Source organism: Nocardia spumae (assembly GCF_020733635.1).
In the GTDB taxonomy this organism is placed as follows: Bacteria; Actinomycetota; Actinomycetes; order Mycobacteriales; family Mycobacteriaceae; genus Nocardia; species Nocardia spumae.
The window spans coordinates 3,396,136-3,408,640 of record NZ_JAJFZL010000001.1 but is presented as its reverse complement, the minus strand read 5'-3'; the positions used below and the strand labels follow the sequence as shown (position 1 = coordinate 3,408,640).

At 67.5% G+C, this 12,505-nt stretch carries 14 protein-coding genes; 9 read left to right on the top strand and 5 right to left on the bottom strand.

Features of this window, described 5'->3' with window-relative positions:
* The first annotated feature begins 35 nt into the window (after positions 1-35).
* The 7 genes from LKD76_RS15240 (at position 36) to LKD76_RS15210 (ending at position 5,602) form a co-directional block, all read left to right on the top strand.
* Entirely contained in the window at positions 36-503 is a 468-nt protein-coding gene (locus tag LKD76_RS15240; protein WP_227981989.1) for a GNAT family N-acetyltransferase, read from the top strand.
* Positions 504-599: 96 nt separating this feature from the next.
* Positions 600-1,718 carry a 4Fe-4S dicluster domain-containing protein gene (locus LKD76_RS15235; RefSeq protein WP_227981988.1) on the top strand — a complete coding sequence of 373 codons (1,119 nt, stop codon included), beginning with the start codon at positions 600-602 and terminating at the stop codon, positions 1,716-1,718.
* Positions 1,705-2,211 carry a Crp/Fnr family transcriptional regulator gene (locus LKD76_RS15230; RefSeq protein ID WP_227981987.1) on the top strand — a complete coding sequence of 169 codons (507 nt, stop codon included), beginning with the start codon at positions 1,705-1,707 and terminating at the stop codon, positions 2,209-2,211. The genes LKD76_RS15235 and LKD76_RS15230 overlap by 14 nt, the downstream gene beginning before the upstream one ends.
* A complete protein-coding gene (locus LKD76_RS15225) occupies positions 2,208-3,062 on the top strand; it encodes an FAD/NAD(P)-binding protein (protein ID WP_227981986.1) in 855 nt (284 codons plus the stop codon). Before LKD76_RS15230 ends, LKD76_RS15225 begins: the two co-directional genes overlap by 4 nt.
* On the top strand, positions 3,062-3,835 hold the full coding sequence (locus LKD76_RS15220) for an NADH-quinone oxidoreductase subunit B family protein (RefSeq protein ID WP_227981985.1): 774 nt from the start codon (positions 3,062-3,064) through the stop codon (positions 3,833-3,835). The genes LKD76_RS15225 and LKD76_RS15220 overlap by 1 nt, the downstream gene beginning before the upstream one ends.
* Complete coding sequence (locus LKD76_RS15215) at positions 3,819-5,111, top strand: Ni/Fe hydrogenase subunit alpha (RefSeq protein WP_227981984.1); 1,293 nt, start codon at positions 3,819-3,821, stop codon at positions 5,109-5,111. Before LKD76_RS15220 ends, LKD76_RS15215 begins: the two co-directional genes overlap by 17 nt.
* Complete coding sequence (locus LKD76_RS15210) at positions 5,108-5,602, top strand: hydrogenase maturation protease (RefSeq protein WP_227981983.1); 495 nt, start codon at positions 5,108-5,110, stop codon at positions 5,600-5,602. The genes LKD76_RS15215 and LKD76_RS15210 overlap by 4 nt, the downstream gene beginning before the upstream one ends.
* Before the next feature lie 29 nt (positions 5,603-5,631).
* Here LKD76_RS15210 and LKD76_RS15205 read toward each other — a convergent pair whose 3' ends face one another.
* Both LKD76_RS15205 and LKD76_RS15200 read right to left on the bottom strand, forming a co-directional pair.
* Entirely contained in the window at positions 5,632-6,288 is a 657-nt protein-coding gene (locus tag LKD76_RS15205; protein WP_227981982.1) for a hypothetical protein, read from the bottom strand.
* A 495-nt stretch (positions 6,289-6,783) separates the two neighbouring features.
* Positions 6,784-7,230 carry a GtrA family protein gene (locus LKD76_RS15200; protein WP_227985256.1) on the bottom strand — a complete coding sequence of 149 codons (447 nt, stop codon included), beginning with the start codon at positions 7,228-7,230 and terminating at the stop codon, positions 6,784-6,786.
* 341 nt (positions 7,231-7,571) lie between these two features.
* Between LKD76_RS15200 and LKD76_RS15195 the strand changes: the two genes are divergently transcribed.
* Positions 7,572-8,270, top strand: coding sequence for a class I SAM-dependent methyltransferase (locus LKD76_RS15195; protein WP_227981981.1), 699 nt, complete (start codon positions 7,572-7,574; stop codon positions 8,268-8,270).
* 18 nt (positions 8,271-8,288) lie between these two features.
* On the opposite strand, the gene LKD76_RS15190 is transcribed toward LKD76_RS15195, so the two are convergent.
* On the bottom strand, positions 8,289-9,908 hold the full coding sequence (locus LKD76_RS15190; RefSeq protein WP_227981980.1) for a lipase family protein: 1,620 nt from the start codon (positions 9,906-9,908) through the stop codon (positions 8,289-8,291).
* Positions 9,909-10,322: 414 nt separating this feature from the next.
* On the opposite strand from LKD76_RS15190, the gene LKD76_RS15185 reads away from it, so the two are divergent.
* Complete coding sequence (locus LKD76_RS15185; RefSeq protein WP_227981979.1) at positions 10,323-10,967, top strand: LysE family translocator; 645 nt, start codon at positions 10,323-10,325, stop codon at positions 10,965-10,967.
* Between the two features lie 137 nt (positions 10,968-11,104).
* Here LKD76_RS15185 and LKD76_RS15180 read toward each other — a convergent pair whose 3' ends face one another.
* Together LKD76_RS15180 and LKD76_RS15175 are read right to left on the bottom strand one after the other, a co-directional pair.
* The gene (locus LKD76_RS15180; protein WP_227981978.1) at positions 11,105-11,683 is read right to left on the bottom strand and encodes a hemerythrin domain-containing protein; all 579 of its coding nucleotides are present in this window, start codon (positions 11,681-11,683) and stop codon (positions 11,105-11,107) included.
* 333 nt (positions 11,684-12,016) lie between these two features.
* Complete coding sequence (locus LKD76_RS15175; RefSeq protein WP_227981977.1) at positions 12,017-12,502, bottom strand: MarR family winged helix-turn-helix transcriptional regulator; 486 nt, start codon at positions 12,500-12,502, stop codon at positions 12,017-12,019.
* Positions 12,503-12,505: the final 3 nt, after the last annotated feature.

Here is a 12,505-nt window from a genome sequence, read left to right as displayed (position 1 = left end):
CGGATCCACGCCCACCGGCACTGCGGAGAATGACGATGGATCTTTCCGACATCACCTATCGCACGCTCACCACACGTGACAAGGCCGCTATCCGCGATCTGCACGCGGCTCTCGACGACCGCGACGGCTACTACCGGTTCTTCGGCCCGCGGCCGAAGAACTTCGATCATCTGGCCGACGTGATCGCGAGCGACGACCCGCGACATTACGCGGTGGGCGCATTTCTCGGCGACCGGCTCATCGGCGTCGCGAACTATGTCGTGCTGGCCGATACCCACTGTGCCGAAGTCGCCATGGCGGTAGCCCACGAAGACCAGCAGTCCGGCATCGGAACCGCATTGCTCACGCGCCTGGCCGCCGACGCCCGCCGGCACGGGATCGATCGATTCGCCGCCGACATCATGGCGGCGAATTCGAAAATGATGGAGTTACTGATGGATATCGATCTCCCGATGGCCGCACAACGAGAAGACGGCGTCGTTCACGTGATCCTGCACTTGTGAGGTTCGAAAGCGGGACTTTCGCCCCTCGCGGCCGCTGCCCACCCCCGAGCAGACTCGATGTCGGATGTTCCTCCCCGACCGAAACGAGGTCGTTCGATGATGCCCGGTGACGCGGCGGTGATCGACCGAGCGGGCCTCGACCGCTTGGTGGAGGTCCTGCGCGCACACCGATATAACGTGATCGGCCCGCAGGTGCGTGACGGTGCGGTGGTGCTGGGCGAGCTCGAGACCGGTGCTGCGCTGCCCGACGGGTGGGGAGTGCAGACCGCGCCCGGACGATACCGCTTGGTGCGCCGAGAAGACGCCGCCGTGTTCTCGCATTCCGCCGGCCCCGGATCGTGGAAGCAGTTCCTGCACCCGCCCCGCCGCAAAATCGCCGACATCACTCCGGATCTGGAATCCGCTCCGATCGAGGAGGCCCCGGCCCGGTACGCATTTCTCGGCGTCCGCGGTTGCGACCTCGCCTCGATCGCGATTCTTCAGCGAGTCCTCGGCGGCGAACACGGCGATACCTCGTTCGACCGGCGGCACGAGGGTCTGTTCGTTGTCGCCGCGAACTGCATCGAACCGGGGGGCGTGTGCTTCTGCGCCTCCATGGGTACCGGCCCCGGTGTCTCGGCCGGATACGACCTCGCCCTCACCGAGCGTATCGACCGGCTCGGCCACCGATTTCTGGTCGATATCGGCACCGAGGCCGGCGCGAGCGTCCTCGCCGAGGTCGGCACCCACCAGGCGAGCGCCGCGGATGTCACACAGGCGCGAGAAGCCGTCACCGAGGCCGCGGGCCGGATGGGCCGATCGATGCCCGACCTCGACCTCCGGTCCCTGATCCGTGACTCGAGCGAGTCCCCGCATTGGCAGGACGTGGCGAGTCGCTGCCTCACCTGCGCCAACTGCACCATGGTGTGCCCCACCTGCTTCTGCACCAGCACCGAGGACGTCACCGACCTCGAGGGAGACCACGCCGAACGATGGGAGCACTGGTCATCGTGCTTCGAACTCGACTTCTCCTACCAGCACGGCGGCAGTGTGCGGCGGTCCGGGGAGAGCCGGTACCGGCAGTGGCTCAGCCACAAGCTGAGCACCTGGTACGACCAGTTCGGCAGCTCCGGGTGCGTCGGCTGCGGACGCTGCATCGCGTGGTGCCCGGCCGGCATCGATCTGACCGCCGAAGTGGCCGCGCTGGCCGAAGGGGCCGGTGATGACCAGCGTTGACGAGTTGTCGGAGTTCGCCCACCTGGCGACGCTGACCGAGTCGCAGCTACAGGCTCTGGCCGCCACCGGACGGGATGTGTCCTATCCGGCCGGCCGGCGGTTGATCACGGAAGGTGAAGCGGCAGAGCACTGTTGGCTCATTCGCAGCGGCCGCGTCCTGCTCGACGCGCAGGTGCCCGAGCAGGCCGACATCGCGATACAGACACTCGGTCCCGGTGAGCTGCTGGGCTGGTCATGGCTGGTACCGCCGTACCGCTGGCAATTCGGGGCGTGCGTCACCGAGCCGGTCGAGGCGATCGAATTCGATTCCACAGCTCTGTCCCGTCTGGCCGACGCCGATCCGCAGTTCGGGCTGGCACTGGTCCTCATGTTGTTCCAAGCGCTGCTCGACCGGCTGCAGGCCACCCGGGCGAGGCTGCTGGACCTCTACCGCAACCCCCTCGAATCCGGCCGTTACCACGCGCATTCCGACGACGGGTCAGGTCCGCGATGAACGTCGCGGCCGAGACTCGCCCGACCGCGGTCGGCGATACGATGCTGCCCTACCGGGTCATCGCACGCGTCCCGCAGACCCGGGACACCGTCACCGTCGCGCTCGAGCCGATTCACACTGCGGCACAACGATTTCGAGCCGGTCAATTCATGATGCTCTACAGCTACGGCGTCGGCGAGATCGCGGTGTCCGTCAGCGCGGACCCCACCACGACCGACAATGTGCTCGAACATACGATCCGGGCGGTCGGGGCGGTCAGCGCGGCGTTGCACGACACCACCATCGGCGGCGTGATCGGTGTGCGCGGACCGTTCGGCATCGGATGGCATCCGGAATCCGCGGCGGGGCGCGACCTGGTGATCATCGGTGGCGGTGTCGGGCTCGCGCCACTGCGGCCGGTCATCGCCGGTGCGCTTGCCGCGCGCGACCGTTATCGGCGCGTCATCCTCATCACCGGGGCGCGGACGCCGTCGGACATTCTCTTCCGCCACGACCAGGATCGCTGGGCCGCGACCGGTTCGCTCGAACTGCACCAGACCGTCGACCACCCGGCTCCCGGCTGGACCGGCGCGGTCGGATTCGTCACCGAACCCCTCGCTCAGCTGCGACTGGACTCCGCACACACCACGGCATTCCTCTGCGGTCCGGAACCGATGATGCGGTTCTGCGCCCGGACCTTGCGGCGCAAGGGCGTCGCCGCCACCGACATCCGACTGTCGCTGGAGCGCAACATGCAGTGCGGTGTGGCCCGGTGTGGACACTGTCAGCTCGGTCCGCTGCTGCTGTGCCGGGACGGGCCGGTCGTCGACTACGCCACCGCGGAACCACTACTGGCCATCCGGGAATTGTGATGGATACCCCGACACTCGCGGTCTGGAAGTTCACCTCCTGCGACGGCTGCCAGCTCACCCTTCTCGACTGCGAGGACGAACTACTCACCCTCGCCGACCGGGTGCGTATCGTGCACTTCCTGGAAGCCTCCAGTGCGGTCGAGCCGGGACCGTACGACGTCTCGCTGGTGGAGGGTTCGATCACCACGCCCGACGACATCCGGCGCATCACCGAAATCCGCGAGCAATCCAGAATTCTCGTGACGATCGGCGCCTGCGCGACTCACGGCGGCATCCAGGCGCTGCGCAATTTCGCCGATATCACCGAATTCACATCGCTGATCTACGCCAGCCCGCAGCACATCGCGACGCTGGCCACCTCCACCCCGATATCCGCGCACGTACCGGTCGATTTCGAACTGCGCGGATGCCCCATCGACCGACACCAACTACTCGGCGCCCTGACCGCGTTCCTGGCGGGTCGCAAGCCGGACATTCCGAATACCAGCGTGTGCACCGAGTGCAAACGGCGCGGCACCACGTGTGTGACAGTGGCACACGGCATTCCCTGCCTGGGCCCGGTCACCCAGGCCGGTTGTGGCGCCCTGTGCCCGGCGTACCGGCGCGGTTGCTTCGGCTGCTTCGGCCCCATGGCGAAGCCGAATATCGGTGCGCTGCTGCCGATCCTGCGTATCAACGGAATGTCCACCGACGACATAGACCACACCTTCAGCACGTTCGCGGTGGCCGCGCCGGAATTCGCGGAACGGGTTCACGATGAGCCATCGCAGTAGGCAATTGCGGGTCAGCTCGCTGGCACGGGTGGAAGGCGAAGGCGCGCTGCGTGTCGTCATCAGCGACGGCGTCGCGCAGCGAGTCGAGTTGAACATCTACGAACCACCGCGCTTCTTCGAAGCCTTCCTGCGGGGACGCGCGTACACCGAACCGCCCGACATCACCTCCCGCATCTGCGGCATCTGCCCCGTCGCCTATCAGACCAGCGCGTGCAACGCGCTCGAGCAACTGTGCGGGGTGGAGCTGGATCGGCCGCTGGCGATACTGCGCCGCCTGATGTATTGCGGTGAGTGGATCGCCAGCCACACCTTGCATATTCATCTGCTGCACCTCCCCGACTTCCTCGGCTACCCGGACGCCGTCGCCCTCGCCGCCGACCACCGAGACCTCGTCGAAGAGGGGCTGGCGATCAAGAAGGCCGGCAACGCGCTGCTCGAGTTCCTCGGCGGGCGCGCGATTCACCCGGTCAACGTGCGAGTCGGCGGCTTCTACTCCACCCCCTCGCCCACCGACTTCTCCCTCGTCGCCGAACAACTGCGCCGTGCGCTGGATTCGGCCATTCACACCGCCCGCTTCGCGGCGAACCTCGAATTCCCCGATCTGGAGCTCGAGCACGACCTACTGGCCGTCAGCGATGATGGCCGATACGCGATCGAAACCGGTGGCATCCACGTGAGCACCGGACTCGTCGCCACCGCGGCCGAATTCTGCGAACACGTTGTCGAACAGCAGGTTCCGCACTCCACCGCCCTGCACGCGACGCTGGACCGCAACCGCTACCTCACCGGTCCCCTGGCCCGCTACACCCTCAACTCCGCCCGGCTTTCACCACTGGCCCGGCAGGTCGCCGCCGAGATCGGCCTCGGCGACGAATGCCGGAACCCGTTCCGCAGCATCCTGGTTCGCGCGATCGAGGTCGTGTACGCCATCGACGAAGCCCTGCGCCTGATCAACGAATACGAGACCCCAGCTCGGCCCGCCGTTCCCGTCGCGCCGCGCGCGGGTGTCGGGCACGGGATCAGTGAAGCCCCGCGCGGACTGCTGTATCACCGTTACGAGGTCGACGCCGGCGGAACCGTCCGCTCGGCCACGATCGTCCCGCCCACCTCACAGAACCAGGCCGCCATCGAGGACGACCTGCGCCGGATGGTCACCGCCAATCTCGGCCTCGACGACAGCGCGCTGACCTCGTTGTGCGAGCGCACAATTCGCAACTACGACCCGTGCATCTCCTGCTCGGCCCATTTTCTCGATCTCGACCTGGAACGCCGATGACCCGGCCCCGGTTGGTGGTGATCGGCGTCGGCAACGAGTTCCGGCGCGACGACGGCATCGGCCCGCTGTCGGCCGCGCGGATCGACTCACTCCGGCTGCCGGACACTCTCGTCACGGTCTGCGACGGGGAACCCACCGCCCTGCTGGACGCCTGGGACGACGCCGACCTCGCCATCGTGATCGACGCGGTCCTCTGTGAGCCGTCCGCTCCCGGTCGCATCTGGCACACCACGGTCGACGCTCTCCGTGGTCTCACCACCGCCACCAGTTCACACGCTCTGGGCATCCCCGACGCGCTCCCTCTGGCGCGAGCCCTCGACCGAGTGCCACGCGAACTGGTGGTCCTCGCCGTCGAGGCAGCCGATCTCGGCCTCGGAACCGGGCTGTCCGCACCGGTCGCCGCGGCACTGCCCCGCCTGGTCGAGACGGTCCGGGCCGAACACGCCCGGCTGCGCACCCCCCTCGGCCACGGCGCATCCGGCGACGAATGATCCCGGCGCACGGATCAGCCGACCGTGCGCTACATCGGGGCGGGGACGGCGCCCTCGACCGCGCCGACGGGCCCGGCCGCCGGGAGCGGTGAGGTGATCCCCACGATGGTCCCGATCGCCGCCCCCAGCGCGCCACCGAGCGCGGCGGCCGGGCCCGCGACGACCGCGGCACCGACGGCCGCACCGAGCAGCGGACCGACCACCACGCCGGTGGGCAGGAACGGCAGACCGACAACGAATCCGGCGACCGCACCGGCCATGGCGGCGGGAATAGCCAGCGGCGCCGACACCGCCGCGCCGATACCGGCTCCGATGGCGGCGCCGACGCCCGCGTCGACCACGGTGGCGGCGCATCGGCCGGGCTCGGCGGGAACCTGCTCGCAGAACTCCTCGATCGGATGCTGGACCTCGGCCGGTACCGCATCCACCGGACCGGACGCGGGCGAACTACTGTCGCCGGCCACCGAATTCTGCGGGGCGAACGCTCCGTAGGCGAACGAGTTGTCCGGGGTGACGGGAATCTCGGCGGCGGGCGGATTCTGTGGGGCGACAGGTGCTTCTGCGGGCGGCAGTGGCAGAGGTAGCGGGAAGGGAAGCAGCCCCTGGACATCATGCGCCAGCGATTGCCAATCCAATGCCGGTGGCGGCATAGCGGGCGCCTGGGCGGCATCAGCCGGGGAGAGCACACTATCAATGGGCGACGCGGTGGCCACTCCCGTTCCTAGAAGGACCGCAAGTGGCAACATGCCCGCAATCAATATCGGACGTGACATGCGCCGATGACCGGCCTCCGGCATTTCACACCTCCTGGGCGAAGATCTCTCAGTGATTCCCGACCCTCTAACGTGTTTTATACGGTGCGGCTGAGGTATTTTAAGCGCCCGGCACGGCCGGCCAGTGAAGATTTACCAAATCCGTATCCGGCCGGATAAGTCGAAATCATCCCCGCCCACGCTCGAATCCGGTCGCCGGCATGGCCGAACGCAGGTCTTCGGGCAAATATATGGTCCAGCCCGAACGGCGCGCGACACGTACTGATACCGACGCCCGCAACAACTGTTCGCCACCGTGCGCCAATCGTTAGCTGCGGAGAATTTCTCACTACCCCGGTACGCCGCTGGGCCACGAACGGCACGGGCGATGCCGACGAACCCGCAGTACGACAGCGCCTTGTCGCGAGGTCATCCCTGCGGTTGGTCGCGAAAAACGAAGCCGCGCAATGCCAGGAAACGCATACCGCCGATCGCACCCATGATCGCGATCACCGCACTCGCCGCGGCGATATCGCCGAGCCCCGGCGCCCAGAATCGGAGGCCGGCCAGTGCCGCCGTGGTGATCAGAAGGCCGAGGAGCGCCAGGCCACCACCCTCCCACTGCGCGGTGATCCACCCGACGCGTCCGGCTGCCCGGAAGGTGAGCCGGCGATGTAGTTCGTTCGCGATAGCCGTACTGACGAGTGAGCCGACGATATTCGCGACGAGCGGGCCGAATCCGCTGATGACCATGAACAGCACGGCGTAGGCGATATTGCTGGCCCCACCGACCAGTGCGAAGCGGATCAGCTGGGCACAGGGATGTTCGCCGCGCAGATACCGTCGACCGCGGGTGAGCCATTCCGCGCGCAGCATCGGGGAGAGCCCGAGGCTCAGATCGACGTCTCCCAGGATCGTCGTGTCCCCGGGTACTTTCCGCGGGCCGCAGGAGGCAAGTGCTGCGCTGTTCATGACAACACTGTCTTCCGCCCCGCTGTCACCGGGCTGACGCCGACCTGACACGCCCCTTGCACGGGACCCGATTTCAGGGCTGCCTCGGCGTTCATCAACTAGCGTCTGGATTCACGACATCCGCGCTCGACCGAGGACCACGACGATTCCGCTGATCGGCATCGTCGGCGATGAACAGAACTGGCCGGCATCACGGCATGCCATCGGACAAATCTGTACCAGGGGCCCACAGAGGAGATGGACTGTTGGTTAGCGACTTCGCCTATACCGGATGTGACAATCTCGAAGTAATGGCCGCGGCGGTCAACTACAACACATTCCTCGCCGACACCGTCGGCACATATCTCACCTCACCCGGTATGCGGGTGCTGGATTTCGGCGCCGGATCGGGAACCTACGCCGACATGCTCACCGCACGGCGAATCACCCCCGACTGCCTGGAACCGGACGAGCGCCTGCAGAACACATTGCGGTCCAAGGGGTATCGGGTCATCGACCACGAAGCGCCGATTCCCGAGGACGAGCGGTACCACCTCATCTACACATTCAACGTCCTCGAGCACATCAAAGACGATCAGGCCGCAGCGGAACACCTGGCGTCGCTGCTGCGGCCCGGTGGCACCCTGGTCGTCTACGTGCCCGCGCTCGAAATCCTGTTCACCTCCATGGACGCCAAGGTCGGGCACCACCGCCGCTACCGGCGAGCCCAGCTCGAACGGCTGCTGCGCGACGCCGGCCTCGAGATCGTGGAATCGCGCTACTGCGATCCCATCGGATTCTTCGCGACCTTGGCCTACCGTGCCGTCGGCTCCGGCGACGGCACGATCGACCCGCGATCACTCGCGTTCTACGATCGCGTGGTCTTCCCCGTGAGCAGGGCACTGCACACCCTCACCGGCAAACTCTTCGGCAAGAACGTGCTGGTCGTCGCCCGCGCGACATGAGCTGCGGCGCCGTCCGCCTCACCGCCCGGGTGATGCGGGCGGCGCCTCGGTGCGGGGGGCGCCGCTCGGCGCGGCGCTCGAAGTGCTGTGTTGTGGTGCGGCATCCGGGCGTGGCGCCACTTCGCAGGCGTTCGGTGCCGGAACACCGGACAATCGCTCACCCAGCCACTGCGTGGATCCGAGAAAGCCGTCGAAGTAGCCGAGAATGTGTTCACCGCCGACGATGCTCTTCGTGGCGGGAACCCCCAGAGCGCATTGTTCGGCATAGAACGCTTCGGCTTTCGCGACCGGCATCCAGGGATCGTGCACGCCGTTGTAGACATAGATCGGCATGCCCGCCTTCTTACCTTTCAGGCTCAATCGCCGGAACATCGTGTCGGCGAATTCGGTATGGAGTGGGTCGGCCATATTCGCCAGGGCCGCATAGGGTACGAAGATCCCGACGTCGGCCATGGTCGAGCTGCACACGTCCTTGAGCGGGGAGATAGCCGCCCACTGCGCGAGATGATTCATGCGACCGAGAATTTCGGGATGTTCCCGGGCCAGCGCGAGAGTCACGGTCAACATCAGTCCCGAGGCGTAGGAGCCGTCGAAGGTCTTCGCGAAGGATTCGTAGTCGACGGGCAGGCCGCCCATCGCGGCACCGGCCAGGTTGGGTGCGAGTTCCGGGGCGTATTCGCGCTCGAGCATCGCGGCGGCGTAGCTGGCGATCGCACCGCCGGAATAGCCGGTCATCGCGAAACGGCTCGCGCCGAACTGGTCCGGCATCAGGTGGCGCACCGCACGCACGGTGTCGAGCATGATGTGTCCGGCCACGGTCGGCTCGGCGTAGGCCATCAACGGCCCCTCGTGGTCCGGGATCACCACCGCGTAGTTCTGGCTCGCGGCCCACATGGTCGGTGACGGGACGAAATCGTTGCCGTTGCCGGAGGTGAGGTCGTACCCGTGCGAGAACACCCAGCCGGGAGTGCAGCGCCGGTTGAGCGCGTTGATCGGTGGGGCGTTCAGCAGCACCGGGCGACTTCCCGGCCCGGTCCACTGCCCGAAGGGCAGCAGCAGCGTCGCGGTCCCGAACGACGGCGCACCGGAGGAATCCGTGGTCCGGAATTTCAGCTGGATCGCCCGCTGCACCGGCGTGAGCACCGTCAGGAACACCATCGGTACCGCCGGCCAGCTGACGTCACGCGATTCGATCACGTCACCGGGCGCGTAGCGTGCGAGGTCCGGCGGGGCGGCATCGAAGAACGGGTCACCGGTCGGGCTGGATTGAATCGCTTTCCACAGCGCCGACGGATCCTGCTGCTCTCCTGGTGCGGTGGCAGCGGAGCCGGTTCCGGACAGGACCGACGACGGCGCCGGAATATGGTCGTCGAGCCATCGCTGGAACGCCGATGGGCCCGGATCCGCATGGGCGACCGGCGGCGACGGTTCCGACGCGGTGGGAGCGCCCGGACCAGCGCTCGACGGCGCGGCCGCCGGACCGGAGGCGGGCGGCGAGGCTTGATCGGTGGCGGCCCTCGTGCCGGGTTCGGCGGCCGGCGGAGTCGTCGGTTCGGCGGCAGCCGGCGCCGGAGTCCGGGGCGGCGGGTCGGCCACCGCGACCGATTGCCCCCACGTCAGCGCACAACCCATCGCCATCGCGACCGCAATACTCCGTAGATATTTCACGACACCACACCCGTCTTGTCAGAGTGGTACTCGGACCGAAGATGCGCAGCAGTGCGGGCAAGGCCCCGGTAATCCAGCGAACACGGATGCGCGCCGCCGTTGGCCGGCGCCGCACCGACCTTCGAAAGATACCCGTGGACCAGCAGAAATCGGCAGATCTGTGACATTACATCGACTCGTGTCGGTCCGCCCATCACCTTCGGCGAACCGATCACCGATCGAGCGTCCGGGGCGGAGCCGGAGCCTCCCACCACGGTGGCCGCCGGACGCGTCGCCGCCGACGACCGGGACGCCTGCGCGACCGACACGTCGTTCCGCCGCGGCGGCGCGGGTGATATGTGCTGCCGCGCAGACGATCTCCGCGGCACTGGCTATGGTGATGACGTGGTGTCGACCGATCATCTCCTCGGATTCGCGGGGTTGGCCTTCCTGCTGGTGGTCGTCCCCGGGCCGAGCGTCCTGTTCACCATTACCCGCGCGATCACCCTGGGACGCCGCGAGGCCCTGCTCACCGTGGCGGGCAATGCGGTCGGCGTCTATTCACAGGTCGTCGCCGTCGCCGTCGGGCTCGGAGCTCTGGTCGCTACCTCGTCCACCGTCTTCACCACGGTGAAACTCCTCGGCGCCGGCTACCTGGTCTATCTCGGCGTCCAGGCGATCCGCCACCGCGGCGACCTCGCGGAATCCTTCTCCGCCGCCGCACCGGACATGCCGTATCGGACGGGCAGGGTGCTGCGCGACGGCCTCGTCGTCGGATTCGCCAACCCCAAATCGATCGTGTTCCTCGCCGCCCTCCTGCCGCAGTTCGTCACCCTCGACCACGGCTGGATTCCGGGCCAGATGCTGCTGCTCGGCGCCATCATCCCCGCGTTCGGCCTGGTCCTCGATACCGGCTGGGCCCTGGCCGCGGGCGCGGCGCGCACGTGGTTCGCCCGCTCGCCACGCCGGCTCGCGGCGGTCGGCGGCACCGGAGGTCTGGTGATGATCGGGCTCGGCACCTCCCTCGCGCTGAGCGGCCGGAAGGACTGAACGAGGCGCGTGCCGCGAGCGCGCGACCCCGGCGGACGGCTACCGCACTGTCGGCAGGTAGCGAACTCCGACACCGAAAGCACTGTGCGGCAGCAGAATCCGAGGACAGCCCCGCGCGGTCGGCCCCGAATCAACGGTCAGATCGGCGGATTTCGCTTCAGGCTGCCGACGCTGAGCGATCCGTTCGGCCCGGTGCGCAGCGTCATCTCTGCGGCGCGGACGTAATCGACGGGATCCTTGTCGACGGGCTCGACGCCGGCGTGGTTGCGCGCCTCGTAGGCGGCGAAGGCGACGGCAAGCCGATGGCGGCGTTGCAGCCCGGCCAGGCGACGGAAGTCGGTGAGCCCCTCGCGTTCTTCCTCGGCCATATGATCGCTGTTGGCCAGGTTCGCCGCCGCGACGGCCGCGTACCACTCGTCGGTGCCGACCCGGTGTCGCGCTACTTCGGCGACCGCGTCCCTGATCTCGTTGTGGTCGCCGATCGCGTCGAGTGTCTCGTCCTCCGGCCCGCTCGCGCGCCGAGCCTCGATCCCGGCCCGCAACAGCGCGGGATAGAAGATCTCCTCCTCGGCCTGCGCGTGCAGTTCGAGGAAGGCCGCCAGCCTGCCCCAGATCGCGGACAGCGCACCGGTTTCCCCGCGATCGATCTGCTCCAGGATCGCGAACAGCCGCCGCTGCTCGTGATGATCATCGAGAATCAGCTCGGTAATGTCCACATTTCCTCCCTGACGTCGCGTTTCGGGTAAGCACCGGACGCGGCCGCCGACTGCCGCTCGCACAGCCGGGATGTCCGCGAGAACCCGACGATAAGCCATCACAACCACGCGGGTCCACGAACAGCGACTGATGACGGCGCCGTCGCGTGCTCGGAGCCGATGCCGTGATCACACCATCGACCGACCATATCGGCATCCTCACACTCCATGCGGTGATGTGCGTTGCCGACGTCGAAACAGTAACGCCGCGACTGTCATTCGCGCGGGGGGCCGGCGAATGCGAGCCACGCTCACGACAACCGAGGAGCCACGCACCGAGGAACGATCGCTCACTCAATCGCGCTGTCCGACAGTGCCGTCCAGGTCGACATCGGCGAAGGGCTCGCCCAGGTGACGAAGCACTCGCAGGCACGTATCGATATCCGCGCCGGTGAGGTTCCCGCCGACGCCGCGCAGCACGGCGTGTTCGTGAGCGGCGGTCGAGGCCATCACCGCCCGCCCCTTCGCGGTCACCCCGACCAACGGCGAGCGTTGATGCCTCGGGTTCTCGCGAGTGTCGACAAGCTCCTGTTCGAGGGCGTCGTTGACCATCCGCTGGACGAACTGGCGACTCAACGCCAACGCGCGCGCCATCTGCGGAACGGTCATCGGCTCGCGGGCGGCGAGCAGATCGCAGACGGCGCGGACGCCGACCGACAGTCCCGGCGGCAGCGCGTCCTGCTCGATCTTTCGATACACATGCCGGTAGAGGATGCCGACCTCGGCAAAAACCTCCATCAGGCGACGTGCGAGCTCATCGGGCGCGAGGGAATCGTCCACGAC

Excerpts from the sequence above, each read along its gene's own strand:
- LKD76_RS15240 (WP_227981989.1), top strand. The coding sequence starts at position 36 with ATGGATCTTTCCGACATCACCTATCGCACGCTCACCACACGTGACAAG.
- LKD76_RS15235 (WP_227981988.1), top strand. The coding sequence starts at position 600 with ATGATGCCCGGTGACGCGGCGGTGATCGACCGAGCGGGCCTCGACCGC.
- LKD76_RS15230 (WP_227981987.1), top strand. The coding sequence starts at position 1,705 with ATGACCAGCGTTGACGAGTTGTCGGAGTTCGCCCACCTGGCGACGCTG.
- LKD76_RS15225 (WP_227981986.1), top strand. The coding sequence starts at position 2,208 with ATGAACGTCGCGGCCGAGACTCGCCCGACCGCGGTCGGCGATACGATG.
- LKD76_RS15220 (WP_227981985.1), top strand. The coding sequence starts at position 3,062 with ATGGATACCCCGACACTCGCGGTCTGGAAGTTCACCTCCTGCGACGGC.
- LKD76_RS15215 (WP_227981984.1), top strand. The coding sequence starts at position 3,819 with ATGAGCCATCGCAGTAGGCAATTGCGGGTCAGCTCGCTGGCACGGGTG.
- LKD76_RS15210 (WP_227981983.1), top strand. The coding sequence starts at position 5,108 with ATGACCCGGCCCCGGTTGGTGGTGATCGGCGTCGGCAACGAGTTCCGG.
- LKD76_RS15200 (WP_227985256.1), bottom strand. The coding sequence starts at position 7,230 with ATGCTGCGCGCGGAATGGCTCACCCGCGGTCGACGGTATCTGCGCGGC.
- LKD76_RS15190 (WP_227981980.1), bottom strand. The coding sequence starts at position 9,908 with ATGGCGATGGGTTGTGCGCTGACGTGGGGGCAATCGGTCGCGGTGGCC.